Origin of the sequence: Hymenobacter setariae, from assembly GCF_007713685.1 — a bacterium.
Taxonomy (GTDB): domain Bacteria; phylum Bacteroidota; class Bacteroidia; order Cytophagales; family Hymenobacteraceae; genus Hymenobacter; species Hymenobacter setariae.
On sequence record NZ_VMRJ01000003.1, the window covers coordinates 45706 to 62271 of the forward strand.

Consider the following 16566-nt stretch of genomic DNA (forward strand, 5'->3'; position numbering starts at 1 on the left):
GCTCGCGGGCTACAAAGTCCGCATACCTAACTTTTCGGGCCGTGCCGGGTTCTTGGCAGAATTTCGCGCCCTTTTTTTCTCCGCGCTCATGGCTGCTGCCGATTGTATTACTCTGCCCTACGCCGCCACCGGCGCTTTTTCGGGTCTCCTCACTGACTACATCGCCGCCTCGCCGGCCTTGGCTCCTTTCTATAATCGTCGGCCCGAGCTGGTGGCCTTTCGGGCGCAGCTAGAAGAAAAGCAAGCTGCTTACTCGCCCGAAGCTCGGCAGCGACTGGTGACCGACCTGCGGGCGCAGTACACCGACCTAGGCGGCGAGGTGCTGCCCGCTGTGGCCGCTAACCTCGATTTGCTAGCCAAGGATACAACCTTCACCATCACGACGGGGCACCAGCTCAATCTGTTTACGGGGCCGCTGTACTTTGTTTATAAGATAGTTACGGCTATCAAGCTCAGCCAGCAGCTCAAGGCCGAGTACCCAAAGTACGACTTCGTGCCGGTGTACTGGCTGGCTACCGAAGACCACGACTTTGCCGAAATCAACCACTTCCAGCTTTTTGGCAAAACGCTGAGTTGGGCTGGGCCGGGCGAAGGCGCCCTAGGTGGCCCAGTAGGCCGCCTGCCGCTCGATGGGCTGGCCGAAGAAATCCTAAACCAATTGCCGCCCGAGGTGCCAGCCGCGTTTAAAGACGCCTACACCAGCAGCGCCACGCTCAGCGAAGCCACGCGCAAGCTGGCTACTAGTCTCTTCGGTAGCTACGGCCTCGTGTGCCTCGATGCCGACCGCCCCGCGCTGAAGCAAGCGCTGAAGCCACTGCTAAAACAGGAAATTCAGAACCAACTATCCAACCAGGCAGTGCAGGCCACCAATGGCCAACTCACGGCCGCCGGCTACAAGCCGCAGGTGTATTCGCGCCCGCTCAACCTATTCTTCCTCACCGACGAAGGCAAGCGCGAGCGGTTGGAGCCCGACGCAACTGGCGCCGATTGTACCCAGGTGACAGTGCGCGGCACCAGCCGCTGCCACTCGCAGGCCGAGTTGCTGGCTTTGGCCGAAAGCGAGCCCGAGCGCTTCAGCCCCAACGTGGTGCTGCGCCCAGTGTACCAAGAAATCCTGATGCCCAACCTCGCTTACATCGGCGGCGGAGCCGAGGTGGCGTACTGGTTTCAGCTCAAAGGTATATTTGAGCAGCTTGGCGTGCCCTATCCTATCGTGCTGCCCCGCAATTCGGCTATGTATATGAGCCGCGCTAACCTCGGTAAGCTGCGTAAGCTTGGTTTGAATACGCTCGATATTTTTAAACCCCTAGGTGAGCTGAAAAAGCAAGTTGGCGCCCAGCTCGGGCAGGAAGAAGTAACTCTAGCCGCTCAGCAAGAAGCCCTTGCCGCTGCCTACCAGCAAGTGCAAGACCTAGCCCAGCGCCTCGACCCCACACTGGTAAAAGCCGTAGCCGCTGAAGCCCAAAAAGCCGCTGGCAGCCTCGCTGGCCTCGAAAAGCGCCTCGCTAAAGCCTCCGAAGCCAAGCACGAGACCGCCTACTCGCAGCTCACTGCGCTCAAGGATAAGCTCTTTCCCGAAGGTGGCTTGCAGGAGCGGACCGATAACGTGCTGAGTGTACTCATTAATAACCCCGGCTTTATCGACCAACTTATGGAGTGCTTCGAGCCGCTGGCATTGGTATTTGCGGTGGTAGAGGAAGCATAGTATGCCTGCATCTACTAATTGTTCATAGTGTATTTCGCTCCGGTGCTTAATTATACCTACTGCTATGTGTCGCTATGCAATGACTACCTATAAGGCTCACTATGCATGCTTTGACTGCCGCAAGACTTTTAAGCGAAGGCTCTTGCACGATGTAGCTCGCGATGAAAGCAAATCTGTAGCAGCTAAATGCCCTGATTGTGCGCAAGTCGCTGCGAATATGGGGCTTGACTTTAAATCGCCTTCAAAAGATGATGTTAAAGCGTGGCAGCACTTGCGAAGCCTGTATGTGGTTGGTGTTACCTACCATTCGTGCGGATGTAGCGGGCCGGGCTACATTCCAGCTACGACGGGGGAATTGGTTGCGTACCTACAGGAGAGGCTAACCGATTACGTTAAAGAATTGCGCTATTGGCTAAATCGCCGCCAGCCAACAACCAAAGTAGAATTTGAGTATGATAAAAATAAGAATTGGGCTCACAATACTCGCTTCCCACGACAGCTAGTAGGTAGGAATGGAGGAGTTAATAGTATGGATGCTATTGCTTATTGGCAGCAGCGCGTATACGATTTAGAGCATAATATTAGCAAGGCCAGAGCGCAGCTTGTGAAACCATAGCTAGCTATTGACGGCACTACTTGTTGCACGAACGTAAGTAAGTTTGGGGCCTTTCTGGCTTTGCTAACTTTCCCCGCCATGTTCGATTTCACAGAGCAACCCCACCGCCGCCACAACCCGCTGCTCGATGAGTGGGTTCTCGTATCGCCGCACCGTGCCAAGCGCCCCTGGCAGGGCGCGCAGGAAAAAGCGGCTACCGCCGCGCCACCCGCCTACGACCCCACTTGCTACTTGTGCCCTGGCAACACGCGCACCAGCGGCATCGTGAATCCTAAATACGACCACCAGTACGTATTCGACAACGACTTTGCGGCGCTGCTGCCCGAGGGCGAAACTGGCACCTACGAGGAAGGCGGCCTACTGCGCGCCGATGCCGAAACCGGCCACTGCCGCGTCATCTGCTTTTCGCCGCGCCACGACTTGACGTTGCCCGAGCTGCCCATCGCGGAAATCCGCAAGGTGGTTGATACCTGGACCGAGGAGTTTCGCACCCTAGGCGCCGACCCGAATATCAATTACGTGCAGATATTCGAGAACAAAGGCCAGGCCATGGGTGCCTCGAACCCGCACCCGCACGGCCAAATCTGGAGCGAGCGCACTGTGCCCGACCTGCCTGCCAAGGAAAGCCGCACCCAGAAAGCCTACTTCGAGAAGCACGGCCGCACGCTGCTGAGCGACTACCTTGCCATCGAGGAGAAAAGCAAAACCCGCTTCGTGGTCGAAAATGACACCTGGGTAGCCCTAGTACCCTTCTGGGCGGTGTGGCCCTTCGAGACGCTGGTGCTACCGCGCCGCGCTGTGCAAGACCTCACGCAGCTCAACGACCAAGAGCGCGACGGGCTGGCCGACATCTTGCAGCAGCTCACCATCAAGTACGACAACCTATTCGAAACCAGCTTCCCATACTCGGCCGGCTTCCACCAGCGGCCTACCGATGGTGGCGAGTACCCCGAGTGGCACCTGCATATGCACTTCTTGCCGCCGCTGCTGCGCTCGGCCACGGTCAAGAAATTCATGGTGGGCTACGAGCTGATGGCTAACGCTCAGCGTGATATCACAGCCGAGCAGGCTGCCGAGCGCCTGCGGGCACTGCCCGCTGTGCACTATAAGGCTGCGGCTCAGTAGGTAGTACTTGCATACTCACTCATTGAAAAGCCCGGCTACTAAGTAGTTTGGGCTTTTTTCATGAATAGCTGATTCTAGGTCGGTCTAGTGGTTTGCCTGGGAATAGGTACAAGGATATAGGCTATTCTGCGGCTGCGCCGAAGGGTAGGGTTGGCCGCATCCCAATCATGGCCTTGACGATAGTAGCACCATCGAGCTCGAAGTAGCTCACGGCGGGCGGGCAGCCGTAAAGTAGGGCTAGGCCATCAGTAGTCGCGGCCACTTGGTCGGGCTCGCCGAAACTTAGCACTAGGTGCTGCAACTGCATGCCCGGGCCGATATCTTGAATGGCTACCCGCCGCCCCAGCACTTCCCCAAACATCAGTTGGAGAGTGAGTACCCACAGGTGAGCGTCGCGGTTTTCTAATAAGCGCTCGCGCTCGGCGGCTAGGGTGTGCACATAGGTGTTGAGGGCCGCCTCGCGCTGCTGGCGGCGCGCTAACAGGCGCGCTTCTAGCTCGGCTAGCTGCGAGGCAGTGAGGGTATTTAAGTCCACGAATTGCCCTTCTATTTCCAGCCAGTTGTGCGCGGGCGCTGGGGGCGCGGGAGGAGTAACCGGCTTGGCTGCCGGGCGGGCGAATAATTTCTGAAAGAAGTTCATGCCGGGGAGCTAAGCTGTAGATTACCCCCAAGCTACGAAGAAAATCAGCTACTTAGCACGCATGTCAAACTGGTCTATGAATAATGCAAACATAGTGACTATCAGCAATGCTGGATAAGCAGGTGCCTAGTGACTTAGCTTATGATATTTACTACTTCCAGCTGGCAAGAAAGCATTTTCGGCTTTGCGATAGTTAGGGCTTATGCGCAGGTTTATTAGCTCACTTGCAGTAAATGCGTCTAAACGTACTTGCTGGCAACTGCGTCGTGGCCAGATATTAAAACTGCCTCCGTTTCTAAAAAGCCGCGAGGCCCGACTCCGTTGGTTGGCCCGGCGCCTAGGATGCTCCATGTGGTGCCCTCCCACTTGGCGATGTAGTAGGTATTGAGGTGACCGCCTGAGTGAAGTACTCACCAATAGAGCCCGCCGCAGCTACCGTGCTGCTAGTATTAGCAGCCCCGAGCAAGCCGTAGCCATCTTGCCATTAGTCATCGCCTGTGTCGGTAGTATCGGCGGGGCTGAAGACCTGCCGCCTGTTGGCGGTAGTGTGCGGCCAAAAGACGCGTGCATTAAACGAGCTTTACGCGCTGACTCGTAGGGTGCCATCATAATTGAGCGCCGCGGCCTAGGCCTAGAAGCTGGCACGCAGACTTGTTGCTGCGAGGTAGAAAAGGCAGCGACAAGCACCGCGCAGCATAAGGTAGTGGCGCGCTTGCAGCGTGCCGCGGCCTGCGGCGACTATCGATTCTGGAGCACCGATGCAAAAGCTACAGCCTGGTAGCCCGCACAAATCGCACTCGTCCAAAGAAGTCGTTTAATACGCGCACGGCTGCAAAATCGGTTTCCGCGAACAGCGCCGCCGTTTCGGCACCTAGGGCCTCGTTGATTTCGAGATACACCGTGCCGGCAGGCCGCAGCAGCACCCGCGCTAGCTCGGCCAAGCGCTTGTAAAAAAGAAGCGGGTCGGCATCGGGCACGAACAGAGCAGTGGCGGGCTCCCAGGCCAGCACGTTGTCACGCATCTGGGCGCGCTCGCTGGCGCGCACGTAGGGCGGGTTGCTCACTAGCACATCGAGCGTGCCGGGTACGATGTCGGGCGTAGTGGCCAGAATATCAAGCTGCTGAAACTCTGCCTCCGGTGCGTAGCGGGCGGCGTTGCGGCGGGCCACAGCCAGCGCCTCGCCCGAAATATCGACGGCTACCGTGCGGGCCGGGCGCAGCGCCTGGGCCACAGCCAGCGCCAGGCAGCCCGAGCCAGTGCCCACGTCGAGCACTGTGAGGCCGGCGCGCCCCGCCTGCTCCTGCGCAATGAGCTGGGCCAATTCCTCGGTTTCGGGGCGAGGGATGAGGGTGGCCGGTGATACTTCTAAGTCCATGCCTGCGAAGTGCGCCGTGCCTAGCACGTACTGCACCGGCTCGTGCGCCAGCAGGCGGGCCTGCAGTTCGGGCAGGCGAGCTGCTACCTCGGCGGGCACGGGCACAGTGGCCTGCATGCGGCGCTGCAAGGGGTTGAGGCCCAACAGTGTCTCGGTGACGAGTGCCGCGATGGCAACGGCCTCGGGGGCGGGGTAGGGGCCTTGCAGGGAGGTGGCAAGCTGGGCGGTGAAGGCGGCGGTGGTCATCGGGTCAAAGGTACAAGCGGCCAGGGCGGGCGTATTTTTAGCGCCAGTTCTACCGGCTAGCTGCCTGCTATCCTCCTTTTTTGCCATGACCGACGAGCTATTCATGCGCCGCGCCCTCGACCTAGCCGCCCTAGGCCAAGGCACTACGCGCCCTAACCCCATGGTGGGCTGCGTGGTAGTCGGCCCCGCGGGCACTATTATTGGCGAGGGCTACCATCAGCAATACGGCGGCCCTCACGCCGAAGTCAATGCCCTAGCCAGCGTCGAAGACCAAGACCTACTGCGCCAGAGCCGCGTGTTTGTGACCCTAGAGCCTTGTTCGCACCACGGTAAAACGCCGCCCTGCGCCGACTTGCTCATAGCGAAGGGGGTGCCCGAGGTCGTTGTGTGCAACGACGACCCCAACCCGCTCGTGAGCGGCCGGGGCTTGAACAAGCTGCGCGCCGCGGGCATAAAGGTCAGTACTGGCCTACTTGCCACCGAAGGCCGTGCGCTCAACAAGCGCTTCTTCACCATGCAGGAGAAAAAGCGGCCCTACGTGGTGCTCAAGTGGGCGGAGTCGGCCGACGGGTTTTTGGCCGGGCCGCACTTCCAGCCAGTGCAGATAAGCGGGCCGCAGGCGGGCCTACTCACCCACAAGTGGCGCACCGAAGAGGCCGCCATCTTGGTGGGCACTCGCACCGCCCTGCACGACAATCCCCGCCTCAACGCCCGCGAGTGGCCGGGGCCGCAGCCAGTGCGCATTACGCTCGACAAAAACCTAAGCTTACCGCCTAGCCACCATCTCTTCGACGGCTCGCAGCCCACGCTGGTGTATACGCACCGCCACCGCGACGCGCGCCCTAATCTTGACTTCATCACGCTGCCGCCCGACATCGCCGCCGCGCCCGACGTGCTGCCCGCTGTGCTCGCCGACCTGCACGCCCGCGGCCTCGAGTCGGTACTGGTAGAGGGCGGTCCTACCGTTGTTGGAGCGCTGCTGGCCAGCGACTTGTGGGACGAGATGCGCGTTTTCCGCAGCCCTAGGCGCCTCGAGCGCGGGATAGCTGCCCCGCGCGTAGGCTTGCGCAGCTGGCGCACGGCTGAAAACGTAGGAGAGGATAAGCTGTTTTGGTTTGAAAATCATTAGTGCTCGATGCCTAGTTGATAGTGCTTAAGAGGCAGCTACCAACCAAGCCCCAAGCACTACCAACTGCGCATTACATAGTATGGCCGAAAACCTTTTTATCACCGCCGATACCAAAGCCGCCCGCTACGCCGAGCTGCTGCCCCAAATCGAGGCGCTCACCAACGTCGAGCCCGACCTCACCGCCAACCTTGCCAACACGGCTGCTGCACTGCGGCAGGCATTCGGGTTTTTCTGGGTCGGTTTTTACCTGGTTAAGGGCGACGAGCTGGTCCTAGGTCCTTTTCAAGGGCCAATAGCCTGCACGCGCATTCGCAAGGGGCGCGGGGTGTGCGGCACCAGCTGGGCCGAGGCCCGCACGGTATTGGTGCCCGACGTAGAGGAGTTTCCGGGCCACATCGCGTGCAGCTCCGATTCAAAGTCGGAAATCGTGGTGCCCGTGCTGAAAAATGGTGCCGTAGTGGCCGTACTCGACGTAGATAGCGACAAGCTCAACGACTTTGACCACGACGACAAACTGGCATTGGAACAGCTCATGGTGATGGCAAGTGCTTGGTTTTAAGTAGTATGAAAGCATTGAAATTCTGTGCGCTGGCGCTGCTGAGTGGCTTGGCTGCTAGCTGCGGCAAGCAATTTGACGTAGCCTCCGACGTGGCCCTGAAGTACCAAAACGGCGCGGCTGTGCAGCGGCAGATAGAACTACTGCAAGCCGAGCAAGTGAAAGTGTCGGGGGCCACCGCCGGGGCGGCCGGAGCGGGGCCAGCCGTGCTTAGCCTAGAGGTAGTGAACCCCGTGGAGCAGCACCCCGACACCCTGAAGCAGCGGATGCGCCAGCTCGCTCGCCTGCTGGTGGCCGACCTAGGTAGCCCCGACCGCTACCAAGTGGTGAATGCTCAGGCTACGTTCAAACACAACTTGCTGTCGCGCGACAATAGCACTAGCTCCCAAGCCTTTATTTACCCGATAGCCAGCCTGCGCTAGCGAGCTGACGTATTTCTGTTTTACGCTATGATGGAGCCGATGCACGATGCAGCTTCCCCCGCCGCCACTGAGCCGCTGGTTATCATGGGCGCGGGCCTGGTAGGCACGCTGCTGGCCCTCTACCTCACGCGGCGCGGCCACCCGGTGCACCTCTACGAGCGCCTGCCCGACCCACGCAAAACGGGCCTGCGCGAGGCGCGCTCCATCAATTTGGCGCTTAGTGACCGGGGTTGGCGCGGGCTAGCGGGGGTGGGCGTTACTGATGATATCCGCAAGGTGGGCATCCCCATGTACCGCCGCGTAATGCACGACCAGCGCGGGCAGCTCACCTACCAGCCCTACGGGCAGGAAGGCCAGGCCATTTTCTCGGTAAGCCGCGACAGTCTTAATCGTACCCTGCTCGACCTGGCCGAGGCCAAGCCAGGCGTCGAAATCACGTTTGGCCAAAAGCTGACGCAACTCGACCTGCCCGCCCGCCGCCTGCACCTGCGCGACGTGGCCAGCGCCCGCGAGTACGACGTGCCCTACCAGCGCCTGTTTGGCGTGGATGGCGCGTGGTCGGCAGTGCGCGGCGCCATGCAGCGCCTCGACCGGGCCGACTACTCGCAGCAGTACCTAGAGTATGGCTACAAGGAATTGACCATTGCGGCCGGGCCAAATGGCACTTGGCAGATGGAGAAAAACGCGCTCCACATCTGGCCTAGGGGCAATTACCTAATGATTGCGCTGCCCAACCTCGACGGGTCGTTCAATGCCACGCTGTTCTTTCCCTACGAAGGGCCGTTGTCGTTTGACAGCCTGCGCACGCCCGAGGAGGTAGAGCGCTTTTTCGGCGAGGTCTTCCCCGATGTAGTGCCACTGATGCCCGAGCTCGATACCGAGTTTTTCGACCACCCCACCGGCTCGCTCGTCACCATCCGGTGCTGGCCCTGGAGCTACCAAGATTCGGTGCTGCTGCTCGGCGACGCGGCCCACGCCATCGTGCCCTTCTACGGCCAGGGCATGAACGCGGGCTTCGAGGACTGCACCGTGCTTGACCGCCTGCTCGACGACCTAGGCGAAGGCGACTGGGGCCACATTATGGATGAGTTTGAGCGCCTGCGCAAGCCCAACACCGACGCCATGGCCGAGTTGGCCCTCTACAATTTCGTGGAAATGCGCGACCGTGTGGCCGACCCGCGCTTCTTGCTGCAAAAGCGCATTGAGGCCAAAATCGCCGCCCAATACCCTGATAAGTGGCTACCGCTTTACTCCCGCGTCACGTTCTCGCCCGACACGCCCTACGCCGAAGCCTGGGCTGCTGGCCAGCGCCAGGAGGCCATCATGGCCCGCCTCATGCCGCACATTCAAGGCGAAGAAGACTTCGACAAGCCGGAAGTGCAGGAGCTGGTGAAGTCAATTATTAACGAGTAGTGCGCTCATACTAAAATGCTTGCAAAAACCGCCTGTCATGCTGAGCTTGCGAAGCATCTTCTCACGGTGGAATAACCCGGCGTGAGAAGATGCTTCGCAAGCTCAGCATGACAGGCGGTTTTTGCAGCCCGTTTTTTAGACTTACTTGCTTGAGTAGATGCTTAGCTTGGACGCTTACGGCTGTACCGTAATCGTCCGCGTCACTGAGTTAAATGGCCCGGGGATGAGCTTGCCGCCATTATCCACCAGCTCCAGCTTGATGGTGGCTTGGCCGGCGGGCAGGCCTTCCATCATATAGGGCAACCACTTATCGAGCATAAACTCGGTGCCGTTGATGGTAGCGCGCACCTTGTTGCCGTCGGGGGCCAGGGTGGTGTTCACGAGGTAAAAGTCCAGCATGATTTTCTTCGCATCAGCACCCGCATACGTGTCTTTGGGGCGGCTGTAGAAGAGGTGCGGGGCTTTCAGGTCCACTTTAGCGCTGGTGGTATCCACAGCATTGCCCACCGTGATGGTGCGCAAGTCATAGGCTCCTAGGTGCTTGAGGCTCTCGTGGTACGAGCGTGACAAGAACGAGAGTATCACGTGCTGGCCGGGCTCCATGGGCTGCGCAAACTTGGTTTCGTACTGCGCGATGTAGGGCTTGTTGTCGATGATGAGGTGAATGTGCTGACCCTTCATCGAGTTGGCCATGTGCTGGGCGTGGTCGCTGCCCGTCATTTTGGTCAGCTGGAAGTTGGTGAGGTCGTAGTTGAACTCGACCGGGCTGGGTACCGACGAGCCCGCAATGGGCCGGTTCAGGCGCAGCTGGGCAGTTGGAAACTTGGGCGAATCGTCGAAGGGCGTGAGCGAGATACCATTTTTAGACTGGGCTTCGCCGGCCGCCGTGTTGGCGGTCGTTTGGGCACCTAGGGCGGTGGGGCGTTCGGCGGGGCTGGTGGTCGCGGTTTCGGTGGTTTGCGAAGCGCTGCAGCTACCTAGGGCCAGCGCGGTGGCCAGGGCCAACGGGCCGCCCAGGAGTGAAAAAGCAGATTTCATGGCGAAAGAGCGTCGGTGAAAGAGAGAGGATTAATCTGCACAATACGGCATTAACCCGCCTCAAGGTTTTGCCGTAACTTTGTAGTAGGTAACCATTGGTTTGCTGCTGGCGGGTTGGCGCGGGCGGCTGGTTGACAAGCGCAGCCGGTCAGTCGATTCGCTACCAGTGGTTATTGGTTGTAGAACCAATCAGCAAGTAATTCTTAACCCAATTACTTTCTTATCATGGCTGATAATCTGCCTGACCATATTCCGTCGCTCGACCTCGCCGACTTCCGCTCCGGCGACCCCCAGCGCAAAGCCAAGTTCGTGAAAGAACTAGGCGACGCCTACCAAAGCATCGGCTTCATTGCCCTCAAAAACCATGGCCTCAACGATGAGCAGACTAAGGCCCTGTACGCCGACGTGCAGGAGTTCTTCCAACTGCCCGACCAGGCCAAGCAAGCCTACGAAGTGCCCGAGCTAGCTGGCCAGCGCGGCTACATCAGCAAGGGTAAGGAGCACGCCAAGGGCCGCAATACTGGTGACCTGAAAGAGTTTTTCCACGTCGGCCAAGAGGTCGAGGGTGAAGACCCGGTAAAAGACCAGTACCCCGCCAACATCTGGCCCAACGAGGTGCCCCGCTTCGCGCAAAGCACCATGAAGGCCTACCGCACCCTCGAAAGCGCCGGCAAAGACGTGCTGCGCGCCATCGCGCTGTACCTCGAATTGCCCGAAAATTACTTCGATGACAAGGTGGTAAACGGCAACAGCATCCTGCGCCCCATCCACTACTTCCCTATCGAGGACCCCGACGCGGTGCCCACCGATGCGGTGCGCGCCGCCGAGCACGGCGACATTAACCTCATCACGCTGCTGATGGGCGCCAGCGCCGACGGCCTGCAAGTGAAGCGCCGCGACGGCCAGTGGATTGCCATCACGGCCCTGCCCGACCAGATTGTGGTGAACGTGGGCGACATGCTCCAGCGCCTCACCAACGGCGTGCTCAAAAGCACCATTCACCGCGTGGTAAACCCGCCCCGCGAGAAGATGAACACCTCGCGCTACAGCATCCCGTTCTTCATGCACCCGCGCTCCGAGATGAGCCTGGCGGCCCTGCCGCACCTTGTCACGGCCGACAACCCCAAGAAGGAGGCCGACATCACGGCCGGCGAGTTCCTGAACGAGCGCCTGATTGAGCTGGGCTTGAAAAAAAAGTAAATCAGTAAGTTACTGTATTGAAGCGGCTGGTCTGAAAAGGCCAGCCGCTTTTTATTTAGCGAGCGTCAGGGGCACTGCGTCGCATTGCTATATCCCGTCGATTTTCGTACTAAAAGCTCCTCCCCACATACGTCCTGTAATGAACCCAACCACCCGCATTGAACACGATTTCCTAGGCGAACGCCATATTCCTTCCAACGTTTACTACGGCATCCAGACCCTGCGGGCGATGGAGAACTTCGCCATCACGGGTATTCCGATTAAGAATGAGCCGCTGTTTGTGCAGGCGCTGGCCTACGTGAAGAAGGGTGCGGCCCTAGCCAACAGAGAGCTGGGCGTGCTGCCCGCCAACATTGCCGATGCCATCGTGGCGGCTTGCGACCGGGTGGCGACGGGCGAGTTCGATGACCAGTTTCTGACCGACATGATACAGGGCGGCGCGGGCACCTCGGTGAACATGAATGCCAACGAGGTAATCGCCAACGTGGCCCTCGAAATGATGGGCCACGCGAAAGGGGACTACGACTACTGCCACCCCAACAACCACGTAAACTGCTCGCAGAGCACGAACGATGCCTACCCCACGGCCTTCCGCATCGCGCTCAACAACAAGCTGGTGGGCTACCGCCAGGCCCTAGGTGCCCTTGCCGATGCCTTTGCCCAGAAAGGCGAAGAGTTCAAGAACGTGCTCAAAATGGGCCGCACCCAGTTGCAAGACGCCGTGCCCATGAGCATGGGCGACGAGTTTCACGCCTTCGCCACCAACCTACGCGAAGAGCTGCTGCGCATCGACGACTCGCGCCGGCTCATCTCCGAAATCAACATGGGCGCCACTGCCATCGGCACCGGCGTAAACACGCCGCCCGGCTACGCGGGCCTCGTGACCCAGCACCTGCGCCAGGTAACAGGCCTCGATTTGCTACTGGCTGGCGACCTCATCGAAGCCACCTATGACACGGGCGCCTACGTGCAGCTCTCGGGCGTGCTCAAGCGCACCGCCGTGAAGCTCAGCAAAATCTGCAACGACCTTCGCCTGCTCAGCAGCGGCCCGCGCACCGGTCTCAATGAGATAAACCTGCCCGCCTTGCAGCCCGGCAGCAGCATCATGCCCGGCAAGGTCAACCCCGTCATCCCGGAAGTAGTCAACCAAACGGCCTTCTACGTGGCTGGCGCCGACCTCACCGTGACGATGGCCGCCGAAGCGGGTCAGCTTCAGCTCAACGTGATGGAGCCGGTTATTTCGTTCGCGCTGTTCACCAGCATCTCCTACCTCACCAACGCCTGCCACACCTTGCGCGACAAGTGCGTGCTTGGCATCACGGCCAATGCTGCGCACGCCGCCAACATGGTGTATAACAGCATCGGTATCGTGACGCAGCTCAACCCTGTACTAGGCTACGAGGCCTCGGCCAGTATCGCCAAAGAAGCACTGGCCACCGGCAAGTCGGTGCACGACATCGCCGTGACCGAGCGTGGCCTGCTCACGCAAGCCAAGTGGGATGAGATTTTCACGTTTGAAAACCTCATTCGGCCGGTGTTTATTCAGTAATACTAGTTCGGCATGCTGAATCCTGTGAAGCGTTTCTCGTGGCGCCGTAGCCCCTTACGTAAGGGTTACTGCATCGTGTGAGATACTTCACGGCGTTCAGCATGACCGGATTAACGTGCCACTCGCCCTATCTTCGGCGTAGGTAATGTTCCTCGATTCGTGCCCACCGATTCTTCCATTCGTGCTACTCCTACCGTGCCCCTGGCGCCTTTGCGGCGGGAGGGCCGCCGGATGCGCCGAAACCGCAATTTCATTTTCCTCAAAGACGTAGCCGGCCTGGCTTGCACGGCCTTCGGTGGTCCGCAGGCCCACGTGGCCATGATGCTGCGCCTGCTCGTGGCCAAGCGCCGCTACCTCACCGCGGCCGAGTTGCTAGAGCTACAAGCCTTGTGCGCGCTGCTGCCCGGCCCTACCTCGACCCAAACCATTACGGCCATCGGCCTGCGCCTAGGTGGCCCCAATCTGGCGTACCTCACCCTGCTGATATGGTGCTTGCCGGCGGTGATTATAATGACAGTAGCCGGCCTGCTGCTGAGCCACGTTGATGGCGGGCGCACGGCCCAGATAGTGCAGTTTGTGCAGCCCGTGGCAGTGGGGTTCGTGGCATTTTCGGCCTACCGCATTGCCGAGAAAGTCATTCATACCAAAACCTCGGTGGCCCTGATGGTGGCAGCCGCCATGGTGGCCTACTTCTTTCAGCTGCCGTGGGTGCTGCCGGTGCTGCTGCTGGCCGGCGGCAGTGTTACTACGCTGCGCTACCGCAAGCACGCCATCGTGCAAGATAAGAAGCCCTTACAAGTGGAGTGGGCCAACTTTGGGCTGTGGCTGGGCATCTTCCTGGGGGCGGCATTACTGGGCCACTACACCGAGTGGCTGCCCATGCGGCTATTCGAGAATTTCTACCGCAACGGCTCGCTGGTCTTCGGCGGCGGGCAGGTGCTAGCGCCGCTGCTTTTTGCTGAGTTTGTAGAGTTTAAGCACTACCTCACGAGCGCCGAGTTTTTGTCGGGCCTCGGAATGGTGCAGGCCCTGCCGGGGCCCAATTTCGCCTTTGCCTCCTACATTGGGGCGCTGGCCATGCGGCCGACTGGCCTAGGTACTACCGGGCAGCTCGTAGGGGCTGTAGTGGGAGCCCTAGGTATCTTTCTGCCCGGTATATTCTTGATATTCTTTGCTATCCGCTTCTGGGACGGCCTGCGTCAGTACCGCGTGGTAAAAGCCTCGCTCGAAGGCGTGAACGCCGTGAGCGCCGGCCTAGTGTGCGCGGCAGCGCTGCTGCTCTACCACCCGCTGGCCGACCGGATGCTCGATATGCCCGGCTGCCCGCCCGGCTGGCGGCTGCCCCTCAACCCATTGCTAGTGGGCATCACCTTTTTAGTTCTACTCTGGGAGCGTATTCCGAGCGTGGCCATTATTGGCGCGGCGCTGCTGGCCGGCTGGCTAGTGGGGTAGCACGATACAGTTCGCCTCAACACAATGACCCTCGAACGAGCTATCTAGGTAACTCATTCGAGGGCCATTGTCGTGTTATCTTACTCAAGAACGAAGGCTTACTTAGCTCTTCTTCGCCGAGGTAAAGCGCTTATCGGCCTCAGGCCAGTTCACCACGTTCCAGAAGGCGGCTACGTAGTCGGGGCGCTTGTTTTGGTACTTGAGGTAGTAGGCGTGCTCCCATACGTCGAGGCCTAGCACGGGGGTGCCGCGCTGAATGCCGGGCAGGTCCATAAGCGGGTTGTCTTGGTTGGGGGTGTTCGAAATGAAGAGCTTGCCGGCTTTGTCCACGCTCAGCCAAGCCCAGCCCGAGCCGAAGCGCGTGGTGGCGGCTTTTGTGAACTCCTCCTTGAACTTATCGAACGAGCCGAAGTCCTTGGTGATGGCCGTGGCCAACGCGCCGGTGGGTTGCCCGCCGCCTTTCTGGGCCAGCAGCGTCCAGAACATCGAGTGGTTGTAGTGGCCGCCCGCGTTGTTGCGGATGGCGTCGGGCTGCTTGCTGGCGGTGGCGAGCAGGTCGGCTAGCGGCAGCTTTTCTTCGGGCTTGCCTGCTACGGCCTCGTTCAGCTTCGAGACGTAGGTTTTGTGGTGCGCATCGTGGTGAATTTCCATCGTGCGGGCGTCGATGTGCGGCTCCAGCGCATTGAAAGCGTAGGGCAGCGGCGGCAGCGTAAATGGCCCGTCAGCCATCGGCATGGCGCGGGCATCGCGCAGGAAGCGTTCTTCTTGGGCGCGGGCCAGCACAGCGGGGCTAACGAGGGCGCTGAGCGCGAACGCGGCGGCGTTCTTGATAAAATCGCGTTTGAGCATGAGTTATATACCTACAGGCAGAGGAATGGTTTGGCCCGCAGTAGCGCGGACTTTCAGTTCGCGAAGCTAAACACATCGCCGCGCTGGGGCTGCTGTGCTGGTTACGCACCTAGGACTGCAAATGGAAAGCGCCCGCTATTTATTCGTGATTTCCACATAGGCTTTGCCCGTTACGGGCTGGCCATTGTGGGTGCCGGTCACCTTGCACATGCCTTCCCAATAGTACATCGTGAAGGCGTGGAAAAACTTGAGCGCCAGCTCTTGCTGCGGCACCAGCGGTTCTACTACTAGGTCGTAGCCCTGAGTGGGCACCTGCACGCGCCACTTGGCGGGGTATTTTTTCTTTGACTTAGGGCTGGTCCAGTAGGTGAGGGGCGTGAGCGTAAAGTCGGTGCCGCCTAGGTGCACGTTTTCATTGTTGGCACTGAAAAACGAACCATTGTTGAGGCTCTGGCCGGTCTCACTGTTGCGCAGCGTGTTCAGCATTAGCTCGGTGCGCTGCGGCACTTCGGCCCTAGGCTGTTCGTCGAGCTGAATGCTGAGCCAATCCCAGCCCACACCCTTGGCCACGATGCTGGTGCAGTTCCACTGGCGGTCGTACCACAGCTCGCCAGTTACCTGGTGGGTTTTGCCGGCCACCGTGAGGGTGCCGGTGGTGGCCAGGCGCGGGTAGCTATAGTAGCCCGCCACAATGCCTTGGCCGTAGTTTTCGTAGCCGGTACCGCCGTGCAGCAGCACGGGCTTGGTGGGCGTGGTGCTAAGGTTGAGAGCGTAGCCAGTGTTTTCCTTGCCGGTGAGGGCGGCTTCAAACTGGTACTTGCCTTCCTGGCCGTCAAACTTCCAGACCTGGCCGTCCTTACGCTCGCGCAGGCGTAGCGGCAGCGAGTCGGTGAGCAGGTGCGGCAGCTTGCCGAGCTTGTAATCGTAGTTGAATTTCTGGCCTTTGGGGTCGGTGATAGCCACGTTCACCATTTGGTAGTCGTCCTTGCCATCCTTCAGGTTGAAGTGAAAAAAGACGTACTCGATGCCAAACTCCTCGCCGCTGGCCTGGTCGCGCAGGTGGCCAGTGAGGTACCACCACTCCAGCGAGTTTTTGGGGTGAACGGCCTCCTCGTGGGGCAGTTCGGCGCGGGTGGCGGTGGGGTTGAAGCGGGTAGTGGGTACCGGCTTAAAAGTAGAGCAAGCGGTAAAAAGCAGCGTAACTAGCAGCGCAAGGGGTAATCTCATCATACCCTCACACAAGGGTTTTG

14 protein-coding genes are annotated in these 16566 nt (G+C 59.8%); 9 read left to right on the plus strand and 5 right to left on the minus strand.

Translation table 11 applies throughout. The features are described 5' to 3' along the window. The first annotated feature begins 88 nt into the window (after window positions 1–88). Both bshC and FNT36_RS11260 read left to right on the plus strand, forming a co-directional pair. Window positions 89–1705, plus strand: a complete 1617-nt coding sequence (gene bshC / locus FNT36_RS11250; protein WP_144847603.1) for a bacillithiol biosynthesis cysteine-adding enzyme BshC — start codon at window positions 89–91, stop codon at window positions 1703–1705. A 694-nt stretch (window positions 1706–2399) separates the two neighbouring features. Further along, window positions 2400–3446 (plus strand): UDP-glucose--hexose-1-phosphate uridylyltransferase, encoded by a 1047-nt coding sequence (locus tag FNT36_RS11260; protein ID WP_144847607.1) that lies wholly within the window; start codon window positions 2400–2402, stop codon window positions 3444–3446. Between the two features lie 121 nt (window positions 3447–3567). Here FNT36_RS11260 and FNT36_RS11265 read toward each other — a convergent pair whose 3' ends face one another. Both FNT36_RS11265 and prmC read right to left on the minus strand, forming a co-directional pair. Then, window positions 3568–4086: a hypothetical protein gene (locus FNT36_RS11265; protein WP_144847609.1), complete on the minus strand. Its 519-nt coding sequence runs from the start codon at window positions 4084–4086 to the stop codon at window positions 3568–3570. Between the two features lie 767 nt (window positions 4087–4853). Then, a complete protein-coding gene (gene prmC, locus FNT36_RS11270) occupies window positions 4854–5708 on the minus strand; it encodes a peptide chain release factor N(5)-glutamine methyltransferase (protein WP_233635845.1) in 855 nt (284 codons plus the stop codon). An 85-nt stretch (window positions 5709–5793) separates the two neighbouring features. Between prmC and ribD the strand changes: the two genes are divergently transcribed. The 4 genes from ribD to FNT36_RS11290 all read left to right on the plus strand — a co-directional run bounded on the left by ribD (window position 5794) and on the right by FNT36_RS11290 (window position 9228). Next, window positions 5794–6837: a bifunctional diaminohydroxyphosphoribosylaminopyrimidine deaminase/5-amino-6-(5-phosphoribosylamino)uracil reductase RibD gene (ribD, locus tag FNT36_RS11275; protein ID WP_144847613.1), complete on the plus strand. Its 1044-nt coding sequence runs from the start codon at window positions 5794–5796 to the stop codon at window positions 6835–6837. Between the two features lie 79 nt (window positions 6838–6916). Next, complete coding sequence (locus tag FNT36_RS11280; RefSeq protein ID WP_144847615.1) at window positions 6917–7396, plus strand: GAF domain-containing protein; 480 nt, start codon at window positions 6917–6919, stop codon at window positions 7394–7396. 5 nt (window positions 7397–7401) lie between these two features. Then, on the plus strand, window positions 7402–7815 hold the full coding sequence (locus FNT36_RS11285) for a hypothetical protein (protein ID WP_144847616.1): 414 nt from the start codon (window positions 7402–7404) through the stop codon (window positions 7813–7815). Between the two features lie 27 nt (window positions 7816–7842). Further along, entirely contained in the window at window positions 7843–9228 is a 1386-nt protein-coding gene (locus FNT36_RS11290; RefSeq protein WP_233635846.1) for an FAD-dependent oxidoreductase, read from the plus strand. Between the two features lie 174 nt (window positions 9229–9402). Here FNT36_RS11290 and FNT36_RS11295 read toward each other — a convergent pair whose 3' ends face one another. Beyond that, window positions 9403–10266, minus strand: coding sequence for a hypothetical protein (locus FNT36_RS11295; RefSeq protein ID WP_144847618.1), 864 nt, complete (start codon window positions 10264–10266; stop codon window positions 9403–9405). 225 nt (window positions 10267–10491) lie between these two features. Between FNT36_RS11295 and FNT36_RS11300 the strand changes: the two genes are divergently transcribed. The 3 genes from FNT36_RS11300 (at window position 10492) to chrA (ending at window position 14467) form a co-directional block, all read left to right on the plus strand. Beyond that, window positions 10492–11466 (plus strand): isopenicillin N synthase family dioxygenase, encoded by a 975-nt coding sequence (locus FNT36_RS11300; protein WP_144847621.1) that lies wholly within the window; start codon window positions 10492–10494, stop codon window positions 11464–11466. Between the two features lie 139 nt (window positions 11467–11605). Continuing rightward, complete coding sequence (gene aspA, locus FNT36_RS11305; RefSeq protein ID WP_144847623.1) at window positions 11606–13015, plus strand: aspartate ammonia-lyase; 1410 nt, start codon at window positions 11606–11608, stop codon at window positions 13013–13015. Window positions 13016–13174: 159 nt separating this feature from the next. Then, complete coding sequence (chrA, locus tag FNT36_RS11310; protein ID WP_394348941.1) at window positions 13175–14467, plus strand: chromate efflux transporter; 1293 nt, start codon at window positions 13175–13177, stop codon at window positions 14465–14467. A gap of 102 nt (window positions 14468–14569) precedes the next feature. Here the strand turns inward: chrA and FNT36_RS11315 are convergent, their stop codons facing one another. Beyond that, on the minus strand, window positions 14570–15196 hold the full coding sequence (locus tag FNT36_RS11315; RefSeq protein ID WP_233635938.1) for a superoxide dismutase: 627 nt from the start codon (window positions 15194–15196) through the stop codon (window positions 14570–14572). 255 nt (window positions 15197–15451) lie between these two features. Beyond that, a complete protein-coding gene (locus FNT36_RS11320) occupies window positions 15452–16546 on the minus strand; it encodes a lipocalin-like domain-containing protein (RefSeq protein WP_144847627.1) in 1095 nt (364 codons plus the stop codon). Window positions 16547–16566: the final 20 nt, after the last annotated feature.